Source organism: Pseudolactococcus reticulitermitis (assembly GCF_002260845.1).
GTDB classification, from domain to species: domain Bacteria; phylum Bacillota; class Bacilli; order Lactobacillales; family Streptococcaceae; genus Pseudolactococcus; species Pseudolactococcus reticulitermitis.
Genome location: NZ_BEDT01000002.1, coordinates 435,069 through 461,990, shown reverse-complemented (window position 1 = coordinate 461,990; position 26,922 = coordinate 435,069). Strand labels below are relative to the sequence as shown.

The following is a 26,922-nucleotide window of genomic DNA, read 5'->3' as shown; positions in this document are numbered from 1 at the left end:
GGAAAGAAAATTGATGGAGAAAGTGTCAAGGTTGGAGATGTCTTAACTTATGAATTGACTGTAAAAAATATCGGTGATGCAAAATCCGAGCTTGTCGATTACGAATTTGGTGATGATGTCGAAGATACACTTTTATTGGATAAAAACTCAATTTCGCTCATAGGTGGCACAAATGGTACTTTTGAAGTCGTTAATCAAAAGATTTCTGCTAAAGTCACCTTAAAAGGGGGAGAAAGTGCCAAACTTACATTCCAAGCCCAAGTCACAGATAAGGCAAACGAAAAAGGAAAAGTAAGTAATGCGATGCTTGTATCAGGTAACACACCACCACCACCTGTCGTAGAAAATCCAGTACCAAAAGCAGAGGCAGAAAAGCATGTCTTTGATAGCACGGGAAAGAAAATTGATGGAGAAAGTGTCAAGGTTGGAGATTTCTTAACTTATGAATTGACTGTAAAAAATATCGGTGATGCAAAATCCGAGCTTGTCGATTACGAATTTGGTGATGATGTCGAAGATACACTTTTATTGGATAAAAACTCAATTTCGCTCATAGGTGGCACAAATGGTACTTTTGAAGTCGTTAATCAAAAGATTTCTGCTAAAGTCACCTTAAAAGGGGGAGAAAGTGCCAAACTTACATTCCAAGCCCAAGTCACAGATAAGGCAAACGAAAAAGGAAAAGTAAGTAATGCGATGCTTGTATCAGGTAACACACCACCACCACCTGTTGTAGAAAATCCAGTAGGTAAGCTTGAATCTTCTAAACAAGTCTTTAACAAAGACGGCACTGATATTGGAGGAAAAACAGTACAAGTAGGAGATGTTTTAACCTATGAAATAACTGCTAAAAATACAGGTAATAAAGACAGTGTATTAAAAGATGTGATGATTACCGATGAGGTTCCCGCTGTTCTGGAGTTAGATACAGCAAGTGTGAAATTAGAAGGCGCCAAAGGTGATGTCAAGGTTAATGGTCAAACAATCACAGCAAAAATTGATAATCTAAAGGGTGGTGAGCTAGTGAAACTCATTTTCCAAGTCAAGGTTACCAATAAGGCAAAAGGAGAAGTGAAGAATATTGCTGTTGTCAAAGTACCCGGTATTCCGCCACAATATCCGGAAGTGCCGATTGTTGTGCCACCGACACCACGTGACATACCAAATACTGACGATGGTATGCCTAAAACAGGTGAAATAAGTCATCTCGAGCTTGTTGCATTAGGAGCGATTTGTATCATAATCGCGATGTATATCTATCGTAAAAAAATCAGCAGTGACATCTAAGTACTGATTTAAGCATCAAAAATACCTTTGTCAAATCAAATGACGAGGGTATTTTTTATATAATTTTAAAGATATTTTATTGTCTTAAATTTTTCTTGAATCTAGTAAGGTTATAGTGTTTTCAATATTTTTTGATCCCAAATTTGGACAACACCTTCCTTTTCCGAGTTGATGAAACTTCGACATAGATTTCAGTGGTTGTGATGCTGGCATGTCCTAAGAGCTCCTGAATATCTCTGAGATTGGCACCATTGTTCAAAAGTTCTGTAGCAAAGCTGTGTCTAAGGTGATGCGGTGTTGATTTAGGATTAATATTTGAAGCATCACGATATTTGTAATAAATATTTTCTATCCCATAAATCGAGAGACGTTGGCCATATTTATTTAGAAATAAAGCTGTTTCACCAGGAAGAGGGGAGTAGTGCAGCCTGGTGGCAAGATATTTTTTCATCATCGCCTTATCTTGCATATTAGTTAAAAATAATATCCGTTCCTTTCGATTTTTTCCAAAAATGATGAGCTGTCCGTCTTTGACATTGTAATCATCTACGTTTAAATTTCGAATTTCACAAATTCTAAGTCCAAGGCTGATCAAGATGTTTAAAATGGCAAAATCTCTGATTTGATCCCGTATCTTGGGCTTTGACTTTGGAATGATGGAGACAGTTGAGAAAAGTTTTCTCACTTCAGAGCTGGTCAGCGTCTTGGGGAGGCGTTTTTCTTTTCTAATTTTAACCTGTGGTAGGGGAAAATGGTGGCTGAGTTTGTTATCGATCAAGTAATTGTAAAACAATTTGATAGTCACTAACTTTCTGCTTTTGGTATTTGGGCGGTAGCTAGTCGTTTTTTCCAAATGTTTGAGATACTGTGTGATACCAGATTCCATTTGAAAATCATACTTTTTACAATATAAAGCGAATCTTGATAAATCAGCACGATATGCTTTCAAGGTGGACAGAGAAAGATTTTCAAGTTTTTTAGTGTGAATAAAAGAATGAATAATGTTTTCCATAGATAAGTTAGAATCCTTTGTTATTTTTTTGATATAAATAATGTGTAAAAAGTGTTATAATAATAATCATACAATAATATTCGATTATTTGGAGGTTTTATGGAAAAGTTATCTAGAAAAACATTAAACAACATCTGCTGTATTGGAGAAGAAACTTTGAAAGATAAGGAGCTGGCAATAATTTATAACGCCGTAGGTTTTACAAATAAGATAGATTTTTCTCAAGAAGATAGTGACTTTTTCTCTAACAAAGAAATTGGCGAAATATTTGATGCATTGTTTAGAAAAAATGCTAGACTATTTACGTTCCCAAATGAATTAGAATATATCCAAAATACTCTTAATAACGATTTACCCTCTAACCTATTAATATGGAATTTGTCTCGACAAGGGGGAGATAACAATAAAAAATCACTCGTTACAAGTATGGCAGACTTCATGAATTTGGAATATATAGGTTCTAGTGTCTATACTATGAATCTTTGTCGCCATAAGTTTCATTTTCAAAAAATAATCCATAGTTCTCTTATCACAAAATTTCCCTCAGAATTTGATGCTAGAAAGTATGCGGATGCCTCAATTACCTTTCTCATCAAACCAGAAAAAGGATCCGCAAGTAGAGGAATGAGTAGTTCATTAACTAATCTGTCTAGTAGTACAGTCTTAGAACTGATTGAAAAAAAACAGTTAAAGCCTCAAGATATTATTCAACAATATATTCAAGGCTATGAAATAGAAGTTCCTTTAATACAATATAATGGAGTGTTTTTATCACTAGGAATTTGTGGTATACAGAAAAATGGTGAGATATTCTTTAAGTCTGGAATTCTCGAAGAAGAAATGTATGATACAAAATATGAATTTTATGATTTTGAGGATGAAATTGATAATCCTGTTTTGTGTGACGCTATTATTGCAGAGGCAGTTCGTATTGCAAAACTTACTGAGCTTAAAGATTACGGCAGGGTTGACTTTAGGGTTGACTTCAAAAACAATTTTTATTGTTTCGATATTGCAACTACTCCTTATCTTACTGAGCACTCATCATTCAATTTTTTGATGGAACAACAAGATTTTTCACACCCCGATTTATTAAGTCTAATTATTGGAGCACATCATTCCAATACTGAATGTCTGTAAATGACCAAGCCTGAGAAAAAATTCCCTCAAATTTATTAAAATAGTCATTGGATTGTATTTGAAATTCTGACCAATTATGTTTATTCGAATTGTCTAGTAAGTAATTTTTTAAAAATTCTATTCTTTTTTCAATTATTTTTTTTACTGTATTATCTGAAAATATAGTAGGGGTCTTTAAATCTTTTGAGATTTCAATTGCCTCAGTAATTTTACCTAACTTTATTTTTATGATACAGATATTGTAATTACAATAGAATTGATAAAAATCATCTTTTCCTTCATCTTGATTTAGTATCTTTTCTAGTATATGCAAAGATTTTATTGGAGATTCTTCTTTATAAAAGAGTAATCCAGCATAATTAATTTTGAATGCTTGATTTATTTCTGTATTATTTATCTTATTAAATTCACTTAACACCTTAAATATATCATCACGGATATTATTGCTCAAAAATAGAGTGATAAGAAGTGCGTTATTTTTAAGTTTAAATTTCTTAAATTTGAAATTATCAAGTATATCAAAGCTATTATCGTATACCCCCTTAGCATTCAGCATGTTCTCATTTTCCAAGTACATGCTAACCCCTAGAAAATTACCAAGTGCAATAGGAAATATTCTCTCTAGATTAATATTTGAAGAACGAAATCGTTCTGTTTTCAAATCATTAATAAGACCATATAAAGTATAATAAGCTTCTTGATAAGGTATAAAACCAGCACATATAATTTTACAAAAGATAGAGTATGATATATAATAATTATTCTTTTGGACAATTTTTTTATCTATCAAATCAGTTATTTCTAGATAAACTTTTTTTGCCATATCTAACTTGCTAGAAACGTTGTAATTAATGGCTCCGATAGATACAACGATTCCTACTCTAATAGCTAATTCTATTTCTTTTAGGTTTATCATTTTTTCATAGGTGTTAAATAACTCCATAATTATAAAATGAATTAATTCATAATTTCTTGAGCTACTTTTTGTAATACAATTAAAAAAATGAATCTGAAACTCCGCCAATTCCAATAAAGTCAATTCTGATTTATTAAACATTATATAATCATGTTCATTTTTTTCTATATCGGTAATAAATTCTATAAATTTGTCTTCTGATTCAGTAAGGTTTTTAGGATTTCTAAGATTTGAAATACGAACTAAACTTTTGTATTTTCTATTGTCAATACCTTTTAATATTTTTGCTCGAAGAGAGTAGTTTTCTGGATAATTTAATTTTAAATAATACTCAAGTTTCAATGCAATATCACGCCTAGTTCTTTTGTTATAGAAATTTTTTATAAACCCTTCTCGTGAGTTCCATATTAAATCATTAAATTTGTACTGTTTATCTATAATACTACTTTCAATTAACTTTTCAAATTCTGAAATATAGTCATAATCAGTATCTGAAAAAATATCTTCTAGAGCTTCCTCACTTAAAAAATTACTCAATAAAAAAATAGATAGAATTAATTTTTGTTTATTTTTTTCATTTTCGTTATCTACCGTTTCTTGCTTTGAACTGTAGATTTGTTCAATAAAAGATATTATATCGTGATTAAGCAATAATTTGATATTCCCATAATTTCCATGAGATAAATCAATGATTTTTTTATAGTCTTCATTTGATAATTTTTTTAATTCTCTCAATATAGATGTTTCATAATTTTGAAAATCTTTACTATCCTTTTTAATTTTGGGTATACAAAATCTAGCAATAATATCCTCTTCTATAAAATCATCAAAAATCTGTTTATCAGATGTCGTTATAATAACAATAGATTTACCGGGGATATCTTTCAAAATTGTTTTAATAGTATGTATATCAATGTTATTTTCTTGTTCGACATCCTTAAAATACAAAACATTATTCAACTTTTTATTTGAGAAGTACTTATATAATTTAGTTATAGGTAAAGTAATCCCAGCACTTGGCTGAATTCCTTCTGTAGATAATGAAAAATCAGGCAATAGTTCATGAATATGAATGTTTTCCTGAAGCTCAAACGGATATTTTTCGACTACAATTTCGTGATTTTCATATCTAATTAGTTGCACATCATTCTTTAAATATTTTTTACAAATATGATTTACCAGTGTATTCTTACCACTATTATTCTCTCCATATATTAATAAAATTTTGTTATTATGTTTGGAAATATTACTTAAGTACTTTCTACAATTATTTTTTATGAAGTCTGTTATATCTTGATCCCAATACTCAAACTTTTCCATAAAACCTCCAAATAATCGAATATTATTTGGAGGTTATTTTAGTTCAAAAAACAAGTCAGTAAATCTCATCATTCCATGCTATAATAGACCTATCAAATCACATCCAGAAAGCAGGCAAGCATGCAAGAAAACAAATATCTGTCATTATTAGCTGAAAAGTATGAAACCAAGGACAAAGTCGCAAGTGAGCTGATTAACTTGGAAGCCATTCTTAACTTGCCAAAAGGAACAGAGCTTTATATTAGTGATATTCATGCAGAATATAAGGCATTTAACCATATTATTCGAACAGGTGCTGGAAATATCAAGGAAAAAATTGATGAGCTATTTAGTGATGAGGAGCCGGAAGAAATGGAGTGTCTGGCTATGCTGATTGCATATCCGACGGATATGTTACAACGTAAGCCAAAAGATTTGGAGGCTGCCAACGACTGGTCAAGTCGGACGATTCATCGTCTGATTAAGTTGCTCCGTTATCTGGGCACCAAATACTCTCGTTCTAAGGTTCGTAAGGCGGTTAATGCAGATTTCCGCTATTTTACGGAAGAATTAATGCTGAGTATTGAGGCGAATCAGTCTGAAAAAGCGGACTATTATCAGCAGATTATTAAGCGGTTGATTGAGCTGAATCAGGCGGACAAGTTTATTCGCAGTTTGTGTATGACGCTTCAGCAGTTGACGGTGGACCATTTGCATGTGGTTGGGGATGTCTTTGATCGGGGTGCGGGTGCGGATAAGGTGATGGATCGCCTGATTCAATTTCATAACGTGGATTTCCAGTGGGGCAATCATGATGTGCTGTGGATGGGGGCTTATGCTGGGAACATGGCGAGCCTTGCGACGCTACTTCGAATTGCGGTTAAATATAATTACCTCTATGAATTAGAGACAGCTTATTCCCTGAACCTGCGACCATTATTTTTATTTGCTGAAGAACATTACGAACTGAATCCAGCTTTTAAGCCGACAGCACGTCCTGATGATGACTTGCTAGGTGTCGAAAATCAAACGCGTTTGACCAAAGTCCATCAGGCTTTGACCATGATTCAGTTCAAGCTAGAAGGTCAAATCATCGCGCGCCGACCTGAGTTTGAAATGGCAGACCGTAATTTATTAGAGCAGATTGACTTTGCGCACAAAACCATTACCTTAAATGATAAGGAATATCCACTTGAAAACACGTGTTTTCAAACCGTCTCGCAGGCTCATCCAAATGAGTTGACCGAAAGCGAAGCCTACGTCATGGCAGCGATTTTGTCGTCTCTACAGAAATCTGAAAAATTCCAACGCCACATGCAGTTTCTAGTCGAAAAAGGCTCATCCTATCTCGTTTACAATCGTCATTTGTTGTACCATGGTTGCATTCCTCTGAAAAAGGATGGCACTTTTTTAGCGATGAGGATTGGCGGTCATCTCTATTCTGGCCGTGCCTTACTTGATCAATTTGAGGCGCACATTAGGCGTGGCATTCGCCATACTGAAATTTATGATGATTACTCGACTGACCTGATGTGGTATGCTTGGGCAGGCAAATGTTCCCCTCTATTTGGGCGTTCGGCGATGACAACATTTGAACGTTATTTTATCGCAGATAAAAGCACACATAAGGAGGGAGAAAATCCTTACTTTGCTTATCGAGAAAAACCAGAAATCATCGAGATGATCTTGGCAGAGTTTGGCTTGAATGACCCACAATCCGTTGTGATTAATGGGCATACACCGGTCAAGGTCGCCAGTGGCGAAAGTCCTATCAAAGCCAACGGGAAACTCATGGTGATAGATGGCGGGATGAGTAAAGCCTATCAGAAAACGACAGGCATCGCAGGCTATTCCCTCTTAAATGACTCCTACGGTTTTAAAATCGTGACCCACGCGCCCTTTACATCTATTGAAGAAATTTTGGCAAAAGGCAAGGGCAACGAGTCCTTAAAATATTTCTTAGAAGAAAAGCCCAAACGTCGCTTGATTAAAGACACAACCATTGGCGATAAAATACGAGCTGACATTGGGGATTTGACAGACTTGATGGCTTATATGCCGTAACAGCAAGAGAAGTAAGTGTATAGCTTGCTTTTTTTAGTCTGGAGATATTAAACTTAAATTAATACTGAGTACAGTCAATCCAAATTTTAGACAAGCAATTTGAACTCAATGTTACTTTACTTTGAAAGCGGTGTCATTTACAATTAAAGTGTGAGGAGGAGATAAAGGATGATAAGGCAAGCAATCAATTTGACTGAAAATGACCGACAAGCTCTGGCAATTCTGATGATTTCAGCTGAATTAGAAGACATTTCTGTTTACCATTTACAAGATGCCCTGTTGGTTTCTCGAGGAACTGTTTTAACAGACATTAAAAAAATACAGAAATCTGCCCAAGAAAATGGTCTTGTCTTCAAGTACAGTCGACAAGCTGGTTACCGTTTTTATGGTGATGAAAGACGGATTCGGCAACTCGTTCAAAAGAGTATTCTTGCCTTACTTTGTCAACCTGCCACTAAAGCATTGATGGTGAACCTTTTAAATCAATTTTCGGATGACTTTCATTTACGCGTGATGACAGATATTCGACAATTTTTAGAAAGCCATCGTTTAACCGTCGTTCCGAGTAGATTAGAGGAAACCATCTACTTCTTAGCCTTTGTGATTATTCGTTCAAGCAGCCATCCGATTGTGCTGACTGATAAGGAAATCGGTATGCTAGAACCTTTAATCATCAAGCAAAAAGTGGGCGAGCTAGTGAATTGTTTTCCGACCATTATAGAGCCGAAAGCTGAAACAAGTTATTTTTCAATGGTTTTGATGGGCATGATTCAAGCCAAAGTTCGGGAATATGGGACTGAATTTCTCTACGACTGTTCTTACGAGATTTGTCGAAAAGTTGAGCATCTGACTGGCATTGAATTTAAAGCATTTACCAGTGTCGTTGACCATATTTATGCACATCTCGTGCCGGCATATTTTCGGATTTTGGGAAAATTTACCATTCAAAATGTTTTGATTGAACAAATTCAAAAACAGTACAATCATCTCTTTCAACTCACACAATACAGTTTGAGAACCTTAGAAGATTTGCTTGGCGAGAAGTTACCAGAGAGTGAGGTGGGCTATTTCACCATACTATTTGGGGGTGAGATTGCTAATCTAACAGAACGTCCAGAAGATAAGCGATACAGAGCCTTGGTCGTTTGTCCGAGTGGGATGAGCAGTTCGTTGATTATGCGTTCAGAGTTAGCAACGCTCTTTCCAATGATTGATTTTATTGAAGCAAAATCTTTCTTCGAATTAGACCTTATCCCTCTAGACGATTATGATTTGATCTTTTCGAGTGTTGCGCTGGTCACACAAAAACCACTTTATATCATACCACCTATTTTGAGTATGGTTGATAAGGTTGAATTATTGCGAAAGGTACAGCGAGAGTTGCTATTGCCTAGCGTGGTTGTCCCATCGGTCACCGATATATTGGCAACCATTTTACCCTATGTGACTTTAAAAGAGGGGGTGACGCAGGAGAAAATCAAAAAATTAGTCACTAAAAAAATGATGAAGCAGTTAAAAAAGAAAGGTGATGAATCCCCAATGCTTTCAGAATTATTAACACCCGATAAAATCCGCTTTAACCATGAGACGCCAGCGCCAACTTGGCAAGAGGCGATTCGCTTGGCTGGCGCGCCACTTGTCGAAAATGATGCGATAGAACCACGCTATTTAGATGCGATGATTCAAAAGGTGCTCGATTTTGGTCCCTTTATCCATCTCGGTTTTGGGATTGCTTTACCGCATGCCCGACCAGAAGATGGCGTCAAAAACTTAGCGATGTCTTTATTGAAGTTTTCGGAACCTGTTTATCTCTTAGACGATGAAAAACATCCGATTCGTATTTTTATCTGCTTAGCAGCCGTTGACAATGACACACACTTGCGTGCTTTGAGCAGTTTGACGAAGATATTAACGGATAAAACAGCAGTGCAACGGCTTTTAGAAGCCGAAACGACAGAAGAAATTGTCACATTAATTCAAGAAGGTGAGGAATAAAAGATGAAATTAGCAGCAGTATGTGGCTCAGGACTTGGGTCAAGCTTTATGGTAGAAATGAACATCAAAACGATTTTAAAAGAATTAGGCTTAGAAGAGGTAGACGTCCAACATTATGATGTGGGAAGTGCAGCACCCGAACTGGCAGATATGTTTTTTGTGGGTGGTGACTTAGCCGACAGTACAACGCATTTAGGGAATGTCACGGTCTTGGAGAGTATCATTGACATGGATGAATTGAGAGAAAAAGTGACAGCAGTTGTTAAAGCTGCTGGTCTGCTTGCTTAAAGATGACTGATAAACTAGATTAGGAGAATGAAAATCATGAAAGATGTCTTAGATGTATTAATTGATATTGCGAGTACGCCCGCTATTTTAGTCGCCTTTATTGCAGTTGTGGGGTTGTTACTGCAGAAAAAAGGGATTGCAGATATTATTCGAGGTGGCATTAAGACCTTTGTAGGTTTCTTGATTGTGACGGCTGGTGCCAACTTTGTTGTCTCGTCTTTAGAACCGTTTGGGATTATGTTCCAAAAAGCCTTCCATGTGACTGGCGTTGTACCAAACAATGAAGCGATTGTTGCCGTTGCCTTAGAAAAATTTGGAACCTATACGGCTTTGATTATGCTGGCAGGCATGCTCTTTAATATCTTGTTTGCCCGGATCACGCGCTACAAATATATTTATCTGACTGGGCATGCGACCTTATACATGGCCTGTATGATTGCTGTGATTTTAAGTGTTTCAGGACTGGATGGCGCTTTACTCATTTTATTTGGCGGCATTTCTTTGGGGATTGCCAATACAGTTTTCCCTGCTATCTTACAGCCTTTTACGGTACAAGTGACGAAAAACGATTCGGTTGCCTTGGCTCATACCGGAAATTTCGGTTACGCCTTTTCAGCCATCATTGGCAAATACTTTGGCAATAAAGCAAAATCAACTGAAGATATTAATTTCCCTAAAGGTCTGGCATTCCTACGTGACTCAACTGTTTCGATTACAATCACAATGGGTGTTGTCTATATGATTGTTGCCATTTTTACGGGGAATGACTATGTGACAAAAGAATTGTCTGGTGGCACAAACTATATCGTCTATGCCTTGCAACAAGCCGGTAGTTTTGCGGCGGGTGTCTTTATTATCCTAGCTGGTGTTCGCTTGATTTTGGCAGAAATTGTACCTGCCTTCAAAGGAATCTCAGAAAAATTAGTACCAAATGCTAAACCAGCCCTAGATTGCCCGATTGTCTTCCCTTATGCACCGAATGCTGTATTGATTGGTTTCTTCTCCTCATTTGTTGGCGGTATTCTCTCGCTCATTATCATGGCTGTGACTGGGTTGCCGATTATCATTCCAGGTGTTGTCCCGCATTTCTTCTGTGGCGCGACTGCAGGTGTTTATGGCAATGCGACAGGAGGCGTGCGAGGTGCCGTTCTTGGCTCATTCTTACAAGGGATTTTGATTAGCTTCATGCCGATTTTCTTAATGCCTGTCATGGGAGACCTAGGTTTTGCTGGCTCGACATTCTCTGATACTGACTACGGTGTTGTCGGGCTCTTGCTTGGTAACATGGCTAATGGTGGTGGCAAGGTGCTGGTGATGCTTGGCATTTTGATTGTGCTAGGACTTGTTTTAGCTGCCAGCAAAGTGACAACGATGCGTGTGGCTAAAAAAGCAACAGAAGTATAACAAGCGATTGGAGAAAAAATGATGAGAGATGATGTACCCAAATTAAGTGACTTAGCACATCTAAGAGATAAAATTCGACTAGAGACGCTTAAAATGCTGGGACATATGGGGTATGGCCACCTGGGTGGTTCGCTGTCAATTGTTGAGCTACTGGCTGTTCTTTATGGCAAGCAGCTGGCGATAGAGGCGAGTCAGCCAAATTGGGAAAAACGCGATAGACTAGTTTTATCTAAAGGGCACGCAGGACCTGCTTTGTATGCGACTTTAGCGATAAAAGGCTTTTTTCCAGAGGATTGGCTATTGACCTTAAATGAAGGTGGGACTCATCTACCGAGTCACCCAGATCGCTTGAAAATTCCGGGAGTAGATGCGACAACTGGCTCTCTTGGTCAAGGCACCTCGATTGCTGCAGGGATGGCGACTGGTTTGAGATTATCCGGTAGTGACGCCTATACTTATCTCATTGTCGGCGATGGTGAATTAAACGAAGGACAGTGTTGGGAAGCCTTTCAATATATCGCACACAATAAACTGAACCGCTGTCTTGTCATAATTGATGACAATAAGAAACAGCTTGATGGCTACACAGCTGATATTCTGAATCCCTTTGATATTCAGAAAAAAATGGAGAGTTTTGGTTTTATCACGTTAAAAGTCAAAGGTGACGACTTGCAAGCCATTGATGATGCCATTAATTTCTTAAAAGACCAAAAAGATAGCGCTGTTGCCCTTGTTTTAGATACGGTCAAAGCTCAAGGTGTACCCTTCTTCGAAAAAGTTGAGGATAATCATTCAGTTAAATTTGGGATTGCCAATTATCAAGAAGAGTTAGAAAAAGCCATCACCGCCTTAGAAGCACAAGTTGTTAAAGGAGGAAGTCATGCTTAAGCAAGTCAAACAAGATAGAAGCAAAATGGGTCCAGAACTTCGCACGGTATTTGTCGCAACCTTAGATGAGCTGATGACCGAAAATCAGCAAGTGATAGCTTTAGAGGCAGACCTTGGCAGTGCCAGTGGTTTTGCCAATCTGGCGCAAAAACACAGTCAACAACTCATTAATGTCGGCATTTCTGAGGCCAATATGATGGGCGTTGCGAGTGGGCTCAGTTTAACGGGGCACATTCCTTTCTGCCATACTTTTGCCCCCTTTGCGACACGACGCGCCTTTGACCAGCTATTCATTTCTGGCGGTTATGCCCAGACAACGATTAATATCTTCGGCTCTGATCCGGGATTTGCCGTTGGGCCAAATGGTGGGACCCATACATCATGGGAAGATGTCGCCTTGATGCGCATGATTCCAAATAGTGTTGTTTGTGACCCAGCAGACGGTGTCCAGCTCGCTTGGCTGATTCGTGAATTGGCAGATAAAGCAGGTATTCATTATATCCGTGCTAATCGTAAAGCTGTTCGCGAGGTTTATGAAGCGGGAACGACTTTTGAATTGGGTAAAGGGAATGTCCTAAGACAAGGCAGTCATATCGTCCTATTGGCATCTGGGCAACTCGTCAGTGAAACGTTAGACATTGCCGACGAATTAGCATTACAAGGGATTGATGTAACGGTCGTCGATATGTTTACGATTAAACCACTTGATAGCAACTTAGTGATTGCACTTTCTAAAACGCATGACTTGATGATTAGTATTGAAAACCATTCCGTTACAGGTGGCCTAGGCAGTGCAATTGCTGATGTCATAGCAGAAGCGGGTCTTCCTGCAAAATTATTGAAACTAGGTGTCAATGAACGCTTTGGTCAGGTCGGTAGTCCAGACTACTTACAAGCTGAATTTGGTCTTTCAAAAGCCAAAATGCAAGCAAAAATTTTAGACTTTATAAATAAAAATTAAAAGTTCCACTTATATTGGTAGTCCAGACTACTTACAAGCTGAATTTGGTCTTTCAAAATCCAAAATGCAAGCAAAAATTTTAGACTTTATAAATAAAAATTAAAAGTTCCACTCATAAAAAATATCAATTTCCGAACGATAAACGTATATTTTGTAAAGATATACGTTTTTTCGCTATCAAAATTGGGGATAAATCGTTAAAATTAAGTTATCAACTAATATTTAAGGAGTGAGACATTGACAAAACGAGCATTAATCAGCGTAAGTGATAAAACAGGGATTGTAGCCTTTGCCGAAAAATTGCGTGAACTGGGTTGGGAAATTATTTCAACTGGTGGGACTAAAACAGCACTGGATGCTACAGGTGTTACAACCATTGCCATTGATGATGTAACAGGTTTCCCAGAAATGATGGATGGGCGCGTGAAAACCTTGCACCCTAAAATTCATGGTGGTCTTCTGGCGCGTCGCGACCTCGACACACACGTTTCAGCTATGAAAAACCACGATATTTCGCCGATTGACCTCGTTGTCGTCAACCTTTATCCCTTTAAAGAGACGATTCTTAAACCGAATGTGACCTATGTTGATGCGGTTGAAAACATCGATATCGGCGGGCCATCTATGCTACGTTCGGCTGCGAAAAACCATGCTAGCGTGACTGTTGTGGTTGATCCGACAGATTATGAGGTTGTCTTGACTGAGCTTGCTGAAAATGGTGACACGACTTATGATACGCGTCAAAAATTAGCAGCGAAAGTCTTCCGTCACACAGCCGCTTATGATGCTTTAATTGCTGAATATTTCACAGCACAAGTCGGTGAAGTTAAGCCTGAGAAGCTTACCCTGACTTATGAGCTCAAACAGCCCATGCGTTATGGGGAAAATCCACAGCAAGATGCTGATTTTTATGAAGCAGCATTGCCGACAGACTATTCGATTTCACAAGCTAAACAGCTTAATGGGAAAGAACTTTCGTTTAATAATATCCGTGATGCTGACGCAGCGATTCGCATTATCCGTGATTTCAGCTTGCCAACTGTTGTGGCCTTGAAACACATGAACCCTTGTGGGATTGGCACAGCTGAGACGATTGAAACAGCTTGGGACTATGCTTACGAGGCTGACCCCGTTTCAATCTTCGGTGGGATTGTCGTTTTAAATCGGGAAGTGGATGCCGCAACAGCTGAAAAAATGCATCCGATTTTCCTTGAAATCATCATTGCACCAAGTTATTCTGATGAAGCCTTGGCTATTTTAACTAACAAGAAGAAAAATCTTCGGATTTTAGAACTTAATTTTGCGCAACAAAAGGCTTCTGAAACTCAAAAAGAAGTCACAGGTGTGCTAGGCGGTTTACTGGTTCAGGATCAGGATACGACAGTTGAGTTGCAAGATACTTGGGAAATCGTGACGAAGCGCCAACCGACAGCAGTAGAAGTTGAAGCGCTTGAGTTTGCATGGCGTTCTGTCAAATATGTCAAATCTAACGGCATCATCATTACCAATCATCACCAGACATTAGGTGTCGGTCCGGGTCAAACCAATCGTGTCGCTTCAGTTAAAATCGCGATTGAACAAGCCGCAGACCGTCTTGAGGGTGCAGTCTTGGGATCCGATGCCTTCTTCCCATTTGCCGATAATGTCGAAGAAATCGCGAAAGCTGGTATTAAAGCGATCATCCAACCCGGTGGGTCAGTCCGTGACCAAGATGCGATTGATGAAGCAGATAAACATGGCATTGCCATGGTCTTCACGGGAGTCCGTCATTTCCGTCATTAATGAAACAATGGGATAGGGTGGCTTGTAAAAGCTACTCTTTTCAGCTATAAAAGGGTTATTTTATGATATAATTGATTGAGTTGAGACGAACGAAAGATAATGAAATTGAGGATATAAAATGACAGTTTTGATTTTAGGTGGCGCTGGCTATATTGGGAGCCATGCAACAGATGAATTCCTTGCGCGTGGTTATGATGTCGCAGTCCTTGATAACTTGTCAACGGGACATCGTGCAGCAGTATCAGATAAGGCACGTTTTTACCAAGGAGATATCCGCGACAAAGCCTTCCTGTCAGACGTTTTCACTCAGGAAAAAAATATCGAAGGGGTTATGCACTTCTGTGCTTATTCTTTAGTCGCTGAGTCCATGGCAAAACCGCTCATGTATTTTGAAAACAATATCGGTGGCGCCATGACCTTGCTGGAAGTGATGCAAGATTTTGATGTCAAACATATCGTGTTTTCAAGTACAGCAGCGACTTTTGGCATCCCAGAAGAAATGCCCATCACGGAAAAAACGCCGCAAAACCCAATCAATCCTTACGGCGAAAGCAAACTCATCATGGAAAAAATGATGGCTTGGCAAGCTGCGGCGACGGATATGACCTATGTCGCCCTGCGTTATTTCAATGTTGCTGGCGCTAAACATGACGGTTCTATTGGTGAGGCACATAAAAATGAAACCCATTTGATTCCGATTATCTTGCAAGTGGCACTTGGTCAACGTGACAAAATTATGATTTACGGCGATGATTACCAAACCGAAGACGGGACGTGTATCCGTGATTATATCGGCATGACAGACTTAATTGATGCCCATATTAAAGCTTTAGAATATCTTAAAGCTGGTGGTCAGTCTGACGCTTTTAATCTCGGGACGAAAACAGGTTATTCTAACCTTCAAGTGCTAGAAACAGCACGTCAAGTGACAGGTCATGCCATTCCATCAGAAATCGGACCACGTCGCCCAGGAGACCCAGATGCCTTGATAGCCGATAGCAGCAAAGCTCAGGCAGTGCTTGCTTGGACACCGGCAGAAAAACTATCAGACATCATCGAAAATGCTTGGACATGGCATCAGAAACACCCACATGGGTATGAAGATTAATCATGATTAGAAAACACGTGCGCTTAGCGTGTTTTTTGTTTGACTTATTTTCTAGCAAAAAAAGAATCTTTTTCTCTTGACAAAATACACAGGCACCTGTATAATGTAATTTGTAAGGTACCTGTTTAATTGGAGCAGGAAATAAAAAGAAAAGAGAAAGCATATGATGACTACTGACGAAATCGCAATTGAAGTCAAAGGTTTAACCAAAATATTCAAAGGTAAAAAAGCTGTTGATGGGATTGATTTAACTATTAAAAAAGGTGAAGTCTTTGCCATTTTGGGGCCGAACGGTGCAGGTAAAACCACAGCCGTCCGCATGATGTCAACTTTGTTGAAAGCTGACGGTGGCAACATCAACATATTTGGGCATGATGCGGTCAAAGAGGCAGCAGAAGTCAGAAAAATGATTGGCTTAACAGGGCAATATGCCTCAGTCGATGAAGATTTGACTGCTTGGGAAAATTTGATGATTTTCACAGCGCTCAATGGTTTAGATAAAAAACAAAGCAAGGCTAAAGCAACACAGTTATTGCAAGATTTTACCTTGATGGAAGCGAAAGACAAACAAATCAAGAACTTTTCAGGCGGCATGCGTCGTCGCCTAGATTTGGCAGTGAGCTTGATTGCCAATCCACCACTTGTTTTTCTCGATGAGCCAACGACTGGACTTGACCCCCGAACCCGCGAACAAATGTGGGAGGTCATTCGTGAGATGATTGCGAAAGGGACGACCGTCTTACTGACAACGCAATATTTGGAAGAGGCTGATCAGTTGGCTGATCACATTGCCTTGGTTGATAAAGGAAAATTAGTCATTGAAGGTACACCAGATGAACTCAAACGTGAAGTTGGCGACTTGAAATTTATTGTTAAATTTGCTGCCAATGCAACAAATGCAGGCATCGCCTTAATCGAAGAAGTCTTTGACCGCGCATCAGAACTTGTTATCAACGGAAATGAAATACAGGTACCTGTTGAAAATACATTGCAAATCTCTGATTTCTTTGTCAAAGCAGAGCAAAGAAAAATTGACATCAAAGTCTTTTCAATGCAAAAACCAACACTTGATGATGTTTTCTTCAAGTTGACCGAAGATAATAAATAATAAAGGACGATAATCATGAAAAATACCCTTAAACGCCTAACCAAAGCATGCCGTGATACCTTGACATTTGCGAAACGTAGCCTCCTTAAAATCTACCATAATCCAGAAAAACTCTTTGATGTCACCTTCACACCCGTGCTATTTACCCTGATGTTTGCCTATCTTTTTGGCGGTGCAATAGCAGGTGATATGAAAAATTACCTGCCGACCTTGATTCCAGGAATTCTCGTTCAAAGCCTTTTGACGGCGACCTCTGCGACTGGTGTGCAAATGCGGGAAGACATCGAAAAAGGTGTGTTTGACCGGTTCAAATCGCTGCCAATCGCACGGATTGCACCACTTGCAGGACCGCTTGTCGCTGATCTTGTCCGCTATCTCTTATGTACAGGATTTGTCATGGGCACTGGGCTTGTCCTCGGCTGGCATGTTGGTGGGAGCGCGGTATCCGTTATTCTTGCCATTGCGCTGGCGGTCTTCTTTAGCTGGTCTATCAGCTGGATTTTCGCCTTTATCGGTCAAGTCATCAAAAGTTCAGCTGCCATTACTGGCATTTCCATGACTGTGATGATGCTCCTGACCTTCCTCTCAAATGCTTTCATCCCAGTTAAAACGCTCCCTAAATTTTTGCAAACTTTTGTCAATCTCAATCCAGTTAGTCACTTTGTGACAGCGCTTCGAGATTTGCTCAATAGTGGCGCAATCCATAGTAATTTCTGGCTACTCTTACTTTTAAGTGCTGCGATTGTCGTGATTTTTGCACCATTGACTACTATCAAATACAGCAAAACAATCTGATATTTTGGTATAATGGTAGCAGAAATAGAGGTAAATCATGACAACAGTATCAAAGGAATTATACGATAATCTGGGGAAATTGTTGCGCTTCTTTCGTCAACCACCAGGTGGTGGTGGCGGTAGACGAGGTGCTGAAAATAATGCCCAAATACGTGTCCTACAATTTTTAGCCCTGTCAGAAACAGCCAAAACAACAGGAGAAATCGCCGAGAAATTAGAAATTCGGCAACAGTCCGCCTCAGAACTTGTTAGCAAACTCGCCAAAAAATCATGGGTTGACAAGACAAAAGATAGTCAAGATAAACGAGTCACCTTAGTCACTCTCACAGCAGAAGGTCGTGAGATGATAGAAGGCACTGCCAAACGTGAGGGTGACTATTATCAACAATTCTTTGATGTTTTGACTGACGAGGAACAAGCCAATCTAAATCGATTAGTCAAAAAACTTTTTGATGGTAAATTTGAACAGTATATGCCTAACCGTAAGGATGGCTTGATAACAGCCGTAAAAAAACGTGAGCAGATGAAACGTGAGTTATTGCGAAAGAAATGATTTCTGATTGTCAATTTGAATTTTTTTCATCATCTGTCTACCATGCCCTATAGCCACTATTTGAGAAGCAATCTAGTTTTTGGATTAATTTATCTAAAAGCTCAACTGATGCAAAAAAGTTTCCAAATTTCGGAAACTTTTTCTGATTTATCGCCAATATGTTCATGTCAACGATGAAGCATGAAAGTTTTGGAAACCTTTTTGGTATTGTCACTTTTTTCAATGATACAAGGCATGATGAACAGTTGTTAAAGCATGCCGTTCTGAAAAATGCTAGGCATTTACTACTGATTTCGTGCGCGGTGGGTTACAGCCTAATCTAACGATTGGTAGGCTTGCCGAGCAATTAGGTCGTGATTATTCCTCAACTAGCCGTCAGGTTGATAAATTTGTTAGCCAAGGCTTACTCACAACAACTTATGTCAAAGAGATAAGCGTGTTCGGGAAATTAGTTTGACAAAAGAAGGGCAAACGATTTATCAGATGATTGAAAAAGCGCGTTCAGATAAGATGAACATGCTTTGGGAAGACTTATCAGAGTCTGAAACCAAGTAAATCTCAGATTACTTAAAAAGTTGTTGCGCACCCGTATCTGAGTCATATTATGAGAGCCAAATAAAAAGTCGTGTTCAATTTTCACGACTTTTTTAATGTTTATTTTGTAGCATGCTCTGTCTCGGCCCATTCACGACTAAAGAAGTAGTTATCTAAATGATACTGAGGCGTTGGTTGCTTGTTTGTGAGAAAAGGATTCACAGCTTTATCAAAGGCTAGCCAACCGTTCCAGCCTAAATGGATGGTGTCTTGCATAAAGTAGGGCTCATTGCCTTGCTGAGACAAATCAGCAATTTGATTAAAGCCTTGAGAAGTCAGTTGATAACGGATTTTGTCAACAGCCTTGTCATACATCTCTTTGTTCAAACCTGTATAAGTACGCCATTTCTCGTTGACAGGCGGAATGACAAACATCACATCGGTCTTGTTTTTAGCAAATTCACTCAGAAGAAGTTGAAAATCATTGTATTCGGGGGATTTGAGATAAGAAAATTTGGTCTGGCTATCTTTCAGTTCTCCTAAACTGTGCTTGATACGTCGTGTATAAAAGCGATTCAAAATTCCAAAGTTATTATTGCTCGTATGTTTTTCGCCAAGCTCTTGCGCCTTTTCTTGTAAAGTACTCAAATCATAAGGTTGTGGCAATTTAGCAGCCCGTGGTTCAACCTTATCCTGATAATTATCGCCGAACTGCAAGCCAGCAAATAGATTATCTTCATGATTAGATAATTTTTCCACCAGATTAATTTGCCAATAATCAAATTTTGTCAGGCGTTTACCGGCGACAATTTTTTTCATGAAGCGATTAATTGGACTTTCAGGCATCAAAGCTAGAAAACGTTTAGCAGCATATTGATCCTCAGCAGAACCCGTTGTATTTTTCAAGAAACTATAACCCTGATCGCTGGCATAATAATAGTTAAAAGCATCCGCCACCTGTCCATCTTTCACAAACCATTGAGGCGAAATGATGAAAACGGCTTGTTTACCTTTCAACTGGGGTTGAATTTGTTGTATGCCGAAATAATGGGTCAATGATTCTGCCCCTTTTAAACCGAGTAAAAACGGGGTATAGTCTCGTTTATAGGCCTCAGATAAGATAGAGGGGTGCATCTCATCGAGACGGCGCCATTCACTTGAACCGAAAAAGGGAACGAATCGATGATTAGGGTCAGAAAGCGCTTCTTTTTTCAAGGCAGCATTTTTAAAGACGATAGGTGTCAAAGCAGTCGCCGCACGTTTTTCAGCGGATAAGTGATGAGACGTTCTTTCGGGTGCAAATAAGAGTAAGGCAAATAAACCGATGAAGGCGACGAGAAGTGGCCCCAATATCAGCCAAAGTCGTTTAAGCATTTTGTAAGTCCTTTACACCTTGCACGATTTTATTACCCGTGTTCCAGTCGTCACGCCCCATATCTGAAACTGGAATTTTGATGTTAAATTTGTTTTCTAGTTCGATTACGAGCTCGACTGTCCCCATAGAGTCTAGAACGCCTGCGTCAAAGAGATCCTCATCCATCATATCAGAAATATCTTCCATAAATAAGTTGTCAATGAGTTCAATGATTGTTGTTTGAATATCCATTTAAATTCTCCTTTAAGTTAGGTTAGAAAGTTCATTTGAGAGGTAAGATGTTAGTGGTGGAACCATAGTTGGTCTAAAAATCCTGAGAATAGCAGTAAACTCAACATGACAACATTAAACGTAACAAAAATACCAAGGGCATGCGTCCATTTGTTGTCAGGTAAGGGTGGCTGACCATTTTTTTTGCGTGTTTTATTGACTGTTTTCTTGCGGCGAACCCACCAGTCGTTGATGATGAGACCAACACCGTGGAAGATACCGTATGAAATGTAATACCAAGTCACGCCATGCCAGAAGCCCATAATCGTCATGTTCAAGAGATAGGCGACACTAGAAGTTGTATTTCGATTTTTGAAGATTTTGTGTTTCATCATGACATAAACCAGTCTCATGAACACAAAATCTCTAAACCAGAAGCTCAAAGACATATGCCAACGGTTCCAGAAATCCTTCAAATCTCTCGCAATAAAAGGCTTGTTAAAGTTGACAGGGGTCTTAATCCCCATCAAATAGGAAATCCCAATCGCAAATAGAGAGTAGCCTGCAAAGTCAAAGAATAAATCAAAGCCGTAGGTGTACATGACTAAAAGCGTTTGCCAATTAAAGATGCCACCCGCATGGAGCGCAAGCTGTTTAAACTGTGGCAAGAGCACTTCGCCGAAGATATGCGCGAGGATGAACTTGTAAAAAGCGCCTAACATCAGCGACCAAACAGCCTTCTCAATCATATCCAGATAGGCATCACGACTGGGTGGATTAAGATAGTCTTCGTTAAAACGACGGAAGCGATCAATCGGACCAGACGAAATCGTTGGCATGAAAATCATAAAACGAAAGAACGACCAGAAAGTCACAGCCTTTAATTCGCCATCCCGCATTTCCATCATCATGGCAACAGACCTGAAGGTGAGGTAAGAAATACCAAGAAAACCCAGTAAAGACTCCACGCCAATGACAGCAGGTGTGACTTTGACGATAATCAAGGGAAGTAAGGCAACTAAAACACTGAGGTAGAAGACCCATTTATTATCCGCTTTTTGGCGATAGGTTTGATAGGCAAAGACAACGAGCGTTTGCCAAACCAGATAGAAAAGCAAGGCAAAGAATTGTTGATATTTTGACCCGCCAAACATCAAAGTGATGAAAGCAATTGAGACTAGACTTTCATATACCTGAAGCCGACGACGGAAAAACAAGCCGATGATAATCGGGAGTAGCGCTAAGATGAGAATGCCAAAGTATTTTGGCGTCCCATAAGGCTGCCAATTCGGCAGAGATTGTAAGAGGCTTGTCATTGGTCGTTCACCTCAGCAATCAGCGCCTTAATGTCAACTTTGCCATTAGGCGTAATCGGTAGAGATTCCCGATAAATAAAGCGCGATGGCATCATATAAGACATCATTTCGTTTTCAAGCTCAGTTTTGATGGCTTTCGTCAGCTGCAAGTCACGTTCAAAACCATCACGCGCTCCAGGTTTCAGCACGATATAAGCCAAAAGCTGATGAACTTTATGTTGATCGTTGTAGCGAGGTACAGCAACTGCAGAAGCAACATACTGAGACAGATTTAGGATATGCGCGACTTCTTCAAGCTCAATCCGATAACCATTGAGCTTGATTTGGAAATCCATCCGTCCACGATAATGGAGCATGCCACTATCATCAAGCAGCCCTAAATCGCCAGTATGATAAGCCTTTTGACCCTTTAGCTCAAAGAAAGACTGCGCCGTTTTCTCGGGATTATTAATATAGCCTTTAGAAACAGCAGGACCCGTCACGACGATTTCGCCCTGCTCACCAGCAGCCAAAATCTCGCCAGATTCATTGAGAATAAAAGTCGGCGAATCAGCCTTAATATAGCCAATCGGCAGACGGTCAGATTTTTCAATCATCTCATCTGTAATGGTCACAGCAGAAAAAGCAACGGTGCTTTCAGTCGGACCAAAAGAATTTACAACTCTGGCTTGAGGAAAGCGTTGGCGTATTTTATCGGCAGTGCCGATGGTTAATTCCTCGCCACAGAAATAAAAATGCGTCAAACTCGGCATCTTTTCAGCAGAGAAATCATCTGAGAGTAAGACCATATCAGCAAAAGAAGGCGTTGATACCCAAACTTGAATTGGCAAAGTCGGTAAAACAGCAAATAAATCTTTGAAATTGTCTGTTTTTTCCTTTGGTAAGGCATAGAGACAGCCACCAGCTGCTAAAGCCGGTGCCCAAGACATGACAGATAGGTCAAATGAATACGGTGCTTGTGCCAAGATTTTAGCCTGTGCTGGCAAGTCAAACTCATCTGATGCTAATGTCCAGTTGACGAAGGACAAGAGATTGTTGTGTGAAATTTGCACACCTTTAGGCTTACCCGTTGTGCCAGAAGTGAAGATGATGTAGTAAGTCTCGTTACCATTAACAGGATGTGTCATCTCATAGGGGACAGGCGCTTCAAGAACTGTTGTCAATTGGTCAGGTGTCACGACTGGCATTTCTGAAATCTCAATCGGCAAGGTATCAATCGCAATGACCGCACTCGGTTCAGCAATGTCAAGAATATTTGTCAAACGTTCATTGGCTGAATTGACATCGACAGGAATATAGGCATGCCCTGATTTTGTCAAGCCGACAAAGGTTGCCAGCATTTCGTATTCTTGGCCGCCAAACACCATGACGGGACTTTTTTCAGGCAAACGCAAGCTATCAATGTAAGCCGCAATTGTATCTGAGTCTTGCTTGAGTTGTTGGTAAGTGTAGCGTTTACCCAAGAAATCATAAACAGGTGCATTGGGCTGTGTACTGGCATAGTGCTCAAGTGTTGCGATAAAATCTGAAACGATCATAGGTAGCTTTTCTCCTTGTGATTAGAATTCATTGTAAATAAAGTGCCCTTGTCCTTTTCCGGAGTAGTTAAATAAATAAAGCAAGGCAAGTAAAATCATAAAATAGAATAAGCTCTGTAAAATAAATTTGATGACAGGCCATGCCTTTTGTTGCGGCAAGTTATGAATATATTTAATCATTTTTTAATTCTCCTGTGTTAAAATTGTTACTTAACTATTTTAACAAGTATTTGAGTAAATTGCCACTATATCTGAGTGGCTGGTATTGAGTATATCAAAAGAATAAGTTTATCAGCTTACGCGGTCAGACCGAATACTTACATTTTTGAAAGGTTTAAGAGTGGCTAGCGCAAAGCAGGTAAGTTAGCAGCTGACGTGACGCCCATCACGACACGCATCCGATAAGTCTGGTTCTAGGATAAAAGAACAGTCTTAAATAAAACTCAAAAAGATAGCGTGATTTTTAGTTGCGTCAGAAAGGTCAGCATTTTCACGCTGGCCTAATCTCAGGATTAAGAAGACATTAACTATTATATCTTAAAAATTTCGAAATTTTATCCTTCTAAAGTCTTATTTTAGATCTGACCTAAAAATGTTCAATTGCGACTTGCTGAAAACAGCTCTAGTTTCAAAGCGGCTTTTTATTCGGCGTCCCAGCTTGACGTGGGAATTTTTTAGGGGTCTCTTTTTTCTTTTCGACGATAACCAGATGACGCTCGTCGCCATTTGGCAACGCATAATCCAGTGTATCGCCTAACTTGCCACCCAAAATCGCGATAGCGTGCTTCCCTTCTGAAATTTCATCCAGCATTTGACTCGCCTTTAAGGACAAAAGCTTCCCATTTTTTCTCAAAAATGGGAGTGTCAACTCAGCTAACACGTTGAGACGCGCCACAGCGCGAGCAGTCACGTAGTCGAACTTAGCTCTGTAAAGCGGGTTTTGACCAAAATCTTCAGCCCGACCATGTAATAAAGTGATAGAAGTCGGATCAAAACCGAGTTTATCAGACAAGGCCGCTAGAAATTTAATCCGCTTGTTCAAAGAATCAATAATCGTCACTTGCAAGTCAGGGTAAATAATCTTCATCGGAAAGCTAGGAAAGCCGGCGCCAGCACCAATATCTAGCAACTTAATCGGTGCATTGTCAATCACACCATATAAAATCGGTGCAATCGAGTCGTAAAAATGTTTGAGATAAACGTCATTTTCTTCGGTGATAGCAGTTAAGTTAATTTTTTCATTTTCAGAAACGAGAAATTCAAAGTAAGTTTTAAACTGTGATTTCTGCAAGTCAGAGAGTTGGATATTGAAAGTTTCAAGCGAGTTATAAAAATCTTCTGGGGTCATAATTGTCTTTCTAAGAGGTCTCTAGTAATCTGACGAATATCAGATTTGACAGGGATATTGGGTAATTTGTCGATGAGTTTGAGGGCAGTTGACGTGTATTTGCCTGCCAAGTCATGTGTTTTTTGAAGGGCGTCGGTTTGTTGAATGCGACGAAACACACCATCAAAATCTTCTTGTTTTAAAAGATCAGTGACACTTGCATCAGCTGCCAAGGCAAATAAAACAGGAGCAGAATAAACGCCTTGCTGCATATCGGCAAGCACAGGTTTACCCAGCGTCTCACTATCTGCTGTATAATCGAGATAATCATCCATAATTTGAAAAGCAATGCCGATATTTAAGCCAATGTCGTAGGCTAATTTTGCTAGTTTATCGTGACCAGCAGCAAATGGGGCAACCGCACAAGCTTGGGCAAATAACTCCGCAGTTTTCCCGGAAATATTATCAAGATAATCTGCAATTGTCTGTTCAGTGTTAAAGCGCAAATTCATCTGACCCAACTCGCCATTGAGTAATTTTTCCATGGCCTCGACACGCTGAGAGAGATTAGATAGGTCTAGAGCGTGTTGAAACATTAATTTAAACACAGCAATAAAGAGATAGTCACCCGCATAAACCGCAATTTCTGACCCGTAAAGATGGGAAATCGTCGGGACGCCACGGCGCGTTTCAGCTTGATCAATCACGTCATCATGAATTAAAGTCGCCGTATGGAGCATTTCGATGGAACTGGCTAGGGCAATTCTTTTATCCGCTTCTAAATCAGTAAATTCAGAAAAGAGTAGCAGATAGGCAGGCCGAAGCCGTTTGCCACCAGACGCCAATAAGTCTAAAATCGCCGCTTGTGTCTGAGGGTTTTTAACATGAATGGCAGCAGTCATCATGCGTTGTACCTGCTCAAGTTGTTTTGAAAGTTGGGGATAGAGTGTCCAAAAGGTCATGTGTGTGTCATCCAAGTTTTATTTTCTTTTAGCAATAAAGCATTAATAGGTTTAATTTTGTAGAGTAAGGAATTGCCCGCTACACCGATAAAAAAGCCTGCTAAGAGCCCGAAAAAGGCTAACCAAGGCAGATAAAGTAGAACAGCAGGGGTTTGCGCAAGCCAAGTCGCCATGAGGAGTTGACCCACATTATGGAAAAAACCACCGACGAGAGAAATCCCAATCAAACTGATAAGTTTAGGCCCTAAAAGTTTGACGAGGTACATCGCCAGCAGAGATAGAAAACCACCAGCCATGCTATAGAGAAAAACTGAAAAACCTGTAAAAAGCGCCGTGAGCAGTAATTTGAGTACCATTAGAATAATCACGTCAGATTTTTTCAGCGTAAAAAGCGCTATGAGAACGACCAGATTGGCAAAGCCAAATTTAGCGCCGGGAGCAAAAGCAAAGGGCGAGGGAAACAAGGATTCCACAATCCCGATGATGGTCGCTGATGCTGTGAGTAAAGCGATATAGACAAGCCGATGTAACTGTTGTTGGTTCATTAATAATCTATTATCCTGCTTCCGTTGTCATCGTCATTGCCAGAGTGCATGACTTCAATAACAAGTTTATGGGGGAGACAAACAATCGTCTGTCCAGTTTGATTGATAAAGCCTTTTCTGACGCAGACTTGATCGCCACAATTCGCATAAACGATCGCGATGCGACCATCACGTACCTCTATTTTGTTAATCTCACCGTCGGCATCTTGATAGGTGTAGGTTTGATTTTTTGTTAAATCAAAATTTTTAACGACTTGGCTGTTGACGCGTAACTGTGCCTGATGGCTAATGCCCTGTTTCCCACCTAGTAGCAAAAAAGGTGTGAAACTTGCAAGCATTAAACACATCACAAGGATAAAATCTAGCGGTTTCATCCGTAACGCTTTAATTGCAGTCAAGACATTTTTTAGCTTGCCCGTAGTTGTTTTCATTATCATATTTTATCATGTTTAGAGAAGTTTTGCTTAATATTAATGAAATATATGCTATGTCCAATTCATGATGCCTAAAAATCA

24 protein-coding genes are annotated in these 26,922 nt (G+C 39.4%); 13 read left to right on the top strand and 11 right to left on the bottom strand.

The window, feature by feature from the left end:
• Positions 1 to 1,287, top strand: a 1,287-nt coding sequence (locus tag RsY01_RS06125; RefSeq protein WP_133063192.1) for a DUF7927 domain-containing protein, incomplete at its 5' end; no start/stop codon positions are given.
• Positions 1,288 to 1,408: 121 nt separating this feature from the next.
• Here the strand turns inward: RsY01_RS06125 and RsY01_RS06120 are convergent.
• A complete protein-coding gene (locus RsY01_RS06120) occupies positions 1,409 to 2,299 on the bottom strand; it encodes a tyrosine-type recombinase/integrase (RefSeq protein WP_094784661.1) in 891 nt (296 codons plus the stop codon).
• A gap of 99 nt (positions 2,300 to 2,398) precedes the next feature.
• Here RsY01_RS06120 and RsY01_RS06115 point away from each other — a divergent pair, with 99 nt between their 5' ends.
• Positions 2,399 to 3,439, top strand: a complete 1,041-nt coding sequence (locus RsY01_RS06115; RefSeq protein WP_094784660.1) for a D-alanine--D-alanine ligase family protein — start codon at positions 2,399 to 2,401, stop codon at positions 3,437 to 3,439.
• Here the strand turns inward: RsY01_RS06115 and RsY01_RS06110 are convergent.
• Complete coding sequence (locus RsY01_RS06110) at positions 3,402 to 5,675, bottom strand: NB-ARC domain-containing protein (protein WP_094784659.1); 2,274 nt, start codon at positions 5,673 to 5,675, stop codon at positions 3,402 to 3,404. The two genes, RsY01_RS06115 and RsY01_RS06110, sit on opposite strands and share 38 nt — an antisense overlap.
• A 120-nt stretch (positions 5,676 to 5,795) precedes the next feature.
• On the opposite strand from RsY01_RS06110, the gene RsY01_RS06105 reads away from it, so the two are divergent.
• The 11 genes from RsY01_RS06105 to RsY01_RS06055 all read left to right on the top strand — a co-directional run bounded on the left by RsY01_RS06105 (position 5,796) and on the right by RsY01_RS06055 (position 18,600).
• Positions 5,796 to 7,718, top strand: a complete 1,923-nt coding sequence (locus tag RsY01_RS06105) for a fructose-1,6-bisphosphatase (RefSeq protein WP_094784658.1) — start codon at positions 5,796 to 5,798, stop codon at positions 7,716 to 7,718.
• Positions 7,719 to 7,886: 168 nt separating this feature from the next.
• Positions 7,887 to 9,713 carry a BglG family transcription antiterminator gene (locus RsY01_RS06100; RefSeq protein ID WP_094784657.1) on the top strand — a complete coding sequence of 609 codons (1,827 nt, stop codon included), beginning with the start codon at positions 7,887 to 7,889 and terminating at the stop codon, positions 9,711 to 9,713.
• Positions 9,714 to 9,716: 3 nt separating this feature from the next.
• Entirely contained in the window at positions 9,717 to 10,001 is a 285-nt protein-coding gene (locus RsY01_RS06095; protein ID WP_094784656.1) for a PTS sugar transporter subunit IIB, read from the top strand.
• Positions 10,002 to 10,037: 36 nt separating this feature from the next.
• The gene (gene ulaA, locus RsY01_RS06090; protein ID WP_094784655.1) at positions 10,038 to 11,405 is read left to right on the top strand and encodes a PTS ascorbate transporter subunit IIC; all 1,368 of its coding nucleotides are present in this window, start codon (positions 10,038 to 10,040) and stop codon (positions 11,403 to 11,405) included.
• Positions 11,406 to 11,426: 21 nt separating this feature from the next.
• Entirely contained in the window at positions 11,427 to 12,293 is an 867-nt protein-coding gene (locus RsY01_RS06085; RefSeq protein WP_094784683.1) for a transketolase, read from the top strand.
• Positions 12,286 to 13,254 (top strand): transketolase family protein, encoded by a 969-nt coding sequence (locus RsY01_RS06080; RefSeq protein ID WP_094784654.1) that lies wholly within the window; start codon positions 12,286 to 12,288, stop codon positions 13,252 to 13,254. The genes RsY01_RS06085 and RsY01_RS06080 overlap by 8 nt, the downstream gene beginning before the upstream one ends.
• Before the next feature lie 237 nt (positions 13,255 to 13,491).
• Positions 13,492 to 15,036, top strand: coding sequence for a bifunctional phosphoribosylaminoimidazolecarboxamide formyltransferase/IMP cyclohydrolase (gene purH, locus RsY01_RS06075; RefSeq protein ID WP_094784653.1), 1,545 nt, complete (start codon positions 13,492 to 13,494; stop codon positions 15,034 to 15,036).
• Between the two features lie 118 nt (positions 15,037 to 15,154).
• Positions 15,155 to 16,144 carry a UDP-glucose 4-epimerase GalE gene (gene galE, locus RsY01_RS06070; RefSeq protein WP_094784652.1) on the top strand — a complete coding sequence of 330 codons (990 nt, stop codon included), beginning with the start codon at positions 15,155 to 15,157 and terminating at the stop codon, positions 16,142 to 16,144.
• Positions 16,145 to 16,307: 163 nt separating this feature from the next.
• Positions 16,308 to 17,252, top strand: a complete 945-nt coding sequence (locus RsY01_RS06065) for an ATP-binding cassette domain-containing protein (protein ID WP_094784651.1) — start codon at positions 16,308 to 16,310, stop codon at positions 17,250 to 17,252.
• A gap of 15 nt (positions 17,253 to 17,267) precedes the next feature.
• Positions 17,268 to 18,047: an ABC transporter permease gene (locus RsY01_RS06060; protein ID WP_094784650.1), complete on the top strand. Its 780-nt coding sequence runs from the start codon at positions 17,268 to 17,270 to the stop codon at positions 18,045 to 18,047.
• 37 nt (positions 18,048 to 18,084) lie between these two features.
• Entirely contained in the window at positions 18,085 to 18,600 is a 516-nt protein-coding gene (locus RsY01_RS06055) for a MarR family winged helix-turn-helix transcriptional regulator (RefSeq protein WP_094784649.1), read from the top strand.
• A 654-nt stretch (positions 18,601 to 19,254) separates the two neighbouring features.
• Here the strand turns inward: RsY01_RS06055 and dltD are convergent.
• From dltD to RsY01_RS06005, 9 genes are all read right to left on the bottom strand, one after another.
• A complete protein-coding gene (gene dltD / locus RsY01_RS06045) occupies positions 19,255 to 20,508 on the bottom strand; it encodes a D-alanyl-lipoteichoic acid biosynthesis protein DltD (RefSeq protein ID WP_094784647.1) in 1,254 nt (417 codons plus the stop codon).
• On the bottom strand, positions 20,501 to 20,740 hold the full coding sequence (dltC, locus tag RsY01_RS06040) for a D-alanine--poly(phosphoribitol) ligase subunit DltC (protein ID WP_094784646.1): 240 nt from the start codon (positions 20,738 to 20,740) through the stop codon (positions 20,501 to 20,503). The genes dltD and dltC overlap by 8 nt, the downstream gene beginning before the upstream one ends.
• Before the next feature lie 50 nt (positions 20,741 to 20,790).
• The gene (dltB, locus tag RsY01_RS06035) at positions 20,791 to 22,035 is read right to left on the bottom strand and encodes a D-alanyl-lipoteichoic acid biosynthesis protein DltB (protein WP_094784645.1); all 1,245 of its coding nucleotides are present in this window, start codon (positions 22,033 to 22,035) and stop codon (positions 20,791 to 20,793) included.
• Positions 22,032 to 23,573 (bottom strand): D-alanine--poly(phosphoribitol) ligase subunit DltA, encoded by a 1,542-nt coding sequence (dltA, locus tag RsY01_RS06030; RefSeq protein ID WP_094784644.1) that lies wholly within the window; start codon positions 23,571 to 23,573, stop codon positions 22,032 to 22,034. The genes dltB and dltA overlap by 4 nt, the downstream gene beginning before the upstream one ends.
• A 21-nt stretch (positions 23,574 to 23,594) precedes the next feature.
• Complete coding sequence (locus RsY01_RS06025; protein WP_094784643.1) at positions 23,595 to 23,753, bottom strand: teichoic acid D-Ala incorporation-associated protein DltX; 159 nt, start codon at positions 23,751 to 23,753, stop codon at positions 23,595 to 23,597.
• Between the two features lie 448 nt (positions 23,754 to 24,201).
• A complete protein-coding gene (rsmG, locus tag RsY01_RS06020) occupies positions 24,202 to 24,921 on the bottom strand; it encodes a 16S rRNA (guanine(527)-N(7))-methyltransferase RsmG (protein WP_094784642.1) in 720 nt (239 codons plus the stop codon).
• A complete protein-coding gene (locus tag RsY01_RS06015) occupies positions 24,918 to 25,862 on the bottom strand; it encodes a polyprenyl synthetase family protein (protein WP_094784641.1) in 945 nt (314 codons plus the stop codon). Before RsY01_RS06015 ends, rsmG begins: the two co-directional genes overlap by 4 nt.
• On the bottom strand, positions 25,859 to 26,407 hold the full coding sequence (locus tag RsY01_RS06010; protein WP_094784640.1) for a Gx transporter family protein: 549 nt from the start codon (positions 26,405 to 26,407) through the stop codon (positions 25,859 to 25,861). Before RsY01_RS06010 ends, RsY01_RS06015 begins: the two co-directional genes overlap by 4 nt.
• Positions 26,407 to 26,838 carry a NusG domain II-containing protein gene (locus tag RsY01_RS06005; RefSeq protein ID WP_094784639.1) on the bottom strand — a complete coding sequence of 144 codons (432 nt, stop codon included), beginning with the start codon at positions 26,836 to 26,838 and terminating at the stop codon, positions 26,407 to 26,409. The genes RsY01_RS06010 and RsY01_RS06005 overlap by 1 nt, the downstream gene beginning before the upstream one ends.
• Positions 26,839 to 26,922 lie beyond the last annotated feature (84 nt).

Excerpts from the sequence above, each read along its gene's own strand:
- RsY01_RS06120 (WP_094784661.1), bottom strand. The coding sequence starts at position 2,299 with ATGGAAAACATTATTCATTCTTTTATTCACACTAAAAAACTTGAAAAT.
- RsY01_RS06115 (WP_094784660.1), top strand. The coding sequence starts at position 2,399 with ATGGAAAAGTTATCTAGAAAAACATTAAACAACATCTGCTGTATTGGA.
- RsY01_RS06110 (WP_094784659.1), bottom strand. The coding sequence starts at position 5,675 with ATGGAAAAGTTTGAGTATTGGGATCAAGATATAACAGACTTCATAAAA.
- RsY01_RS06105 (WP_094784658.1), top strand. The coding sequence starts at position 5,796 with ATGCAAGAAAACAAATATCTGTCATTATTAGCTGAAAAGTATGAAACC.
- RsY01_RS06100 (WP_094784657.1), top strand. The coding sequence starts at position 7,887 with ATGATAAGGCAAGCAATCAATTTGACTGAAAATGACCGACAAGCTCTG.
- RsY01_RS06095 (WP_094784656.1), top strand. The coding sequence starts at position 9,717 with ATGAAATTAGCAGCAGTATGTGGCTCAGGACTTGGGTCAAGCTTTATG.
- ulaA (WP_094784655.1), top strand. The coding sequence starts at position 10,038 with ATGAAAGATGTCTTAGATGTATTAATTGATATTGCGAGTACGCCCGCT.
- RsY01_RS06085 (WP_094784683.1), top strand. The coding sequence starts at position 11,427 with ATGAGAGATGATGTACCCAAATTAAGTGACTTAGCACATCTAAGAGAT.
- RsY01_RS06080 (WP_094784654.1), top strand. The coding sequence starts at position 12,286 with ATGCTTAAGCAAGTCAAACAAGATAGAAGCAAAATGGGTCCAGAACTT.
- galE (WP_094784652.1), top strand. The coding sequence starts at position 15,155 with ATGACAGTTTTGATTTTAGGTGGCGCTGGCTATATTGGGAGCCATGCA.
- RsY01_RS06065 (WP_094784651.1), top strand. The coding sequence starts at position 16,308 with ATGATGACTACTGACGAAATCGCAATTGAAGTCAAAGGTTTAACCAAA.
- RsY01_RS06060 (WP_094784650.1), top strand. The coding sequence starts at position 17,268 with ATGAAAAATACCCTTAAACGCCTAACCAAAGCATGCCGTGATACCTTG.
- RsY01_RS06055 (WP_094784649.1), top strand. The coding sequence starts at position 18,085 with ATGACAACAGTATCAAAGGAATTATACGATAATCTGGGGAAATTGTTG.
- dltD (WP_094784647.1), bottom strand. The coding sequence starts at position 20,508 with ATGCTTAAACGACTTTGGCTGATATTGGGGCCACTTCTCGTCGCCTTC.
- dltC (WP_094784646.1), bottom strand. The coding sequence starts at position 20,740 with ATGGATATTCAAACAACAATCATTGAACTCATTGACAACTTATTTATG.
- dltB (WP_094784645.1), bottom strand. The coding sequence starts at position 22,035 with ATGACAAGCCTCTTACAATCTCTGCCGAATTGGCAGCCTTATGGGACG.
- dltA (WP_094784644.1), bottom strand. The coding sequence starts at position 23,573 with ATGATCGTTTCAGATTTTATCGCAACACTTGAGCACTATGCCAGTACA.
- RsY01_RS06025 (WP_094784643.1), bottom strand. The coding sequence starts at position 23,753 with ATGATTAAATATATTCATAACTTGCCGCAACAAAAGGCATGGCCTGTC.
- rsmG (WP_094784642.1), bottom strand. The coding sequence starts at position 24,921 with ATGACCCCAGAAGATTTTTATAACTCGCTTGAAACTTTCAATATCCAA.
- RsY01_RS06015 (WP_094784641.1), bottom strand. The coding sequence starts at position 25,862 with ATGACCTTTTGGACACTCTATCCCCAACTTTCAAAACAACTTGAGCAG.
- RsY01_RS06010 (WP_094784640.1), bottom strand. The coding sequence starts at position 26,407 with ATGAACCAACAACAGTTACATCGGCTTGTCTATATCGCTTTACTCACA.
- RsY01_RS06005 (WP_094784639.1), bottom strand. The coding sequence starts at position 26,838 with ATGAAAACAACTACGGGCAAGCTAAAAAATGTCTTGACTGCAATTAAA.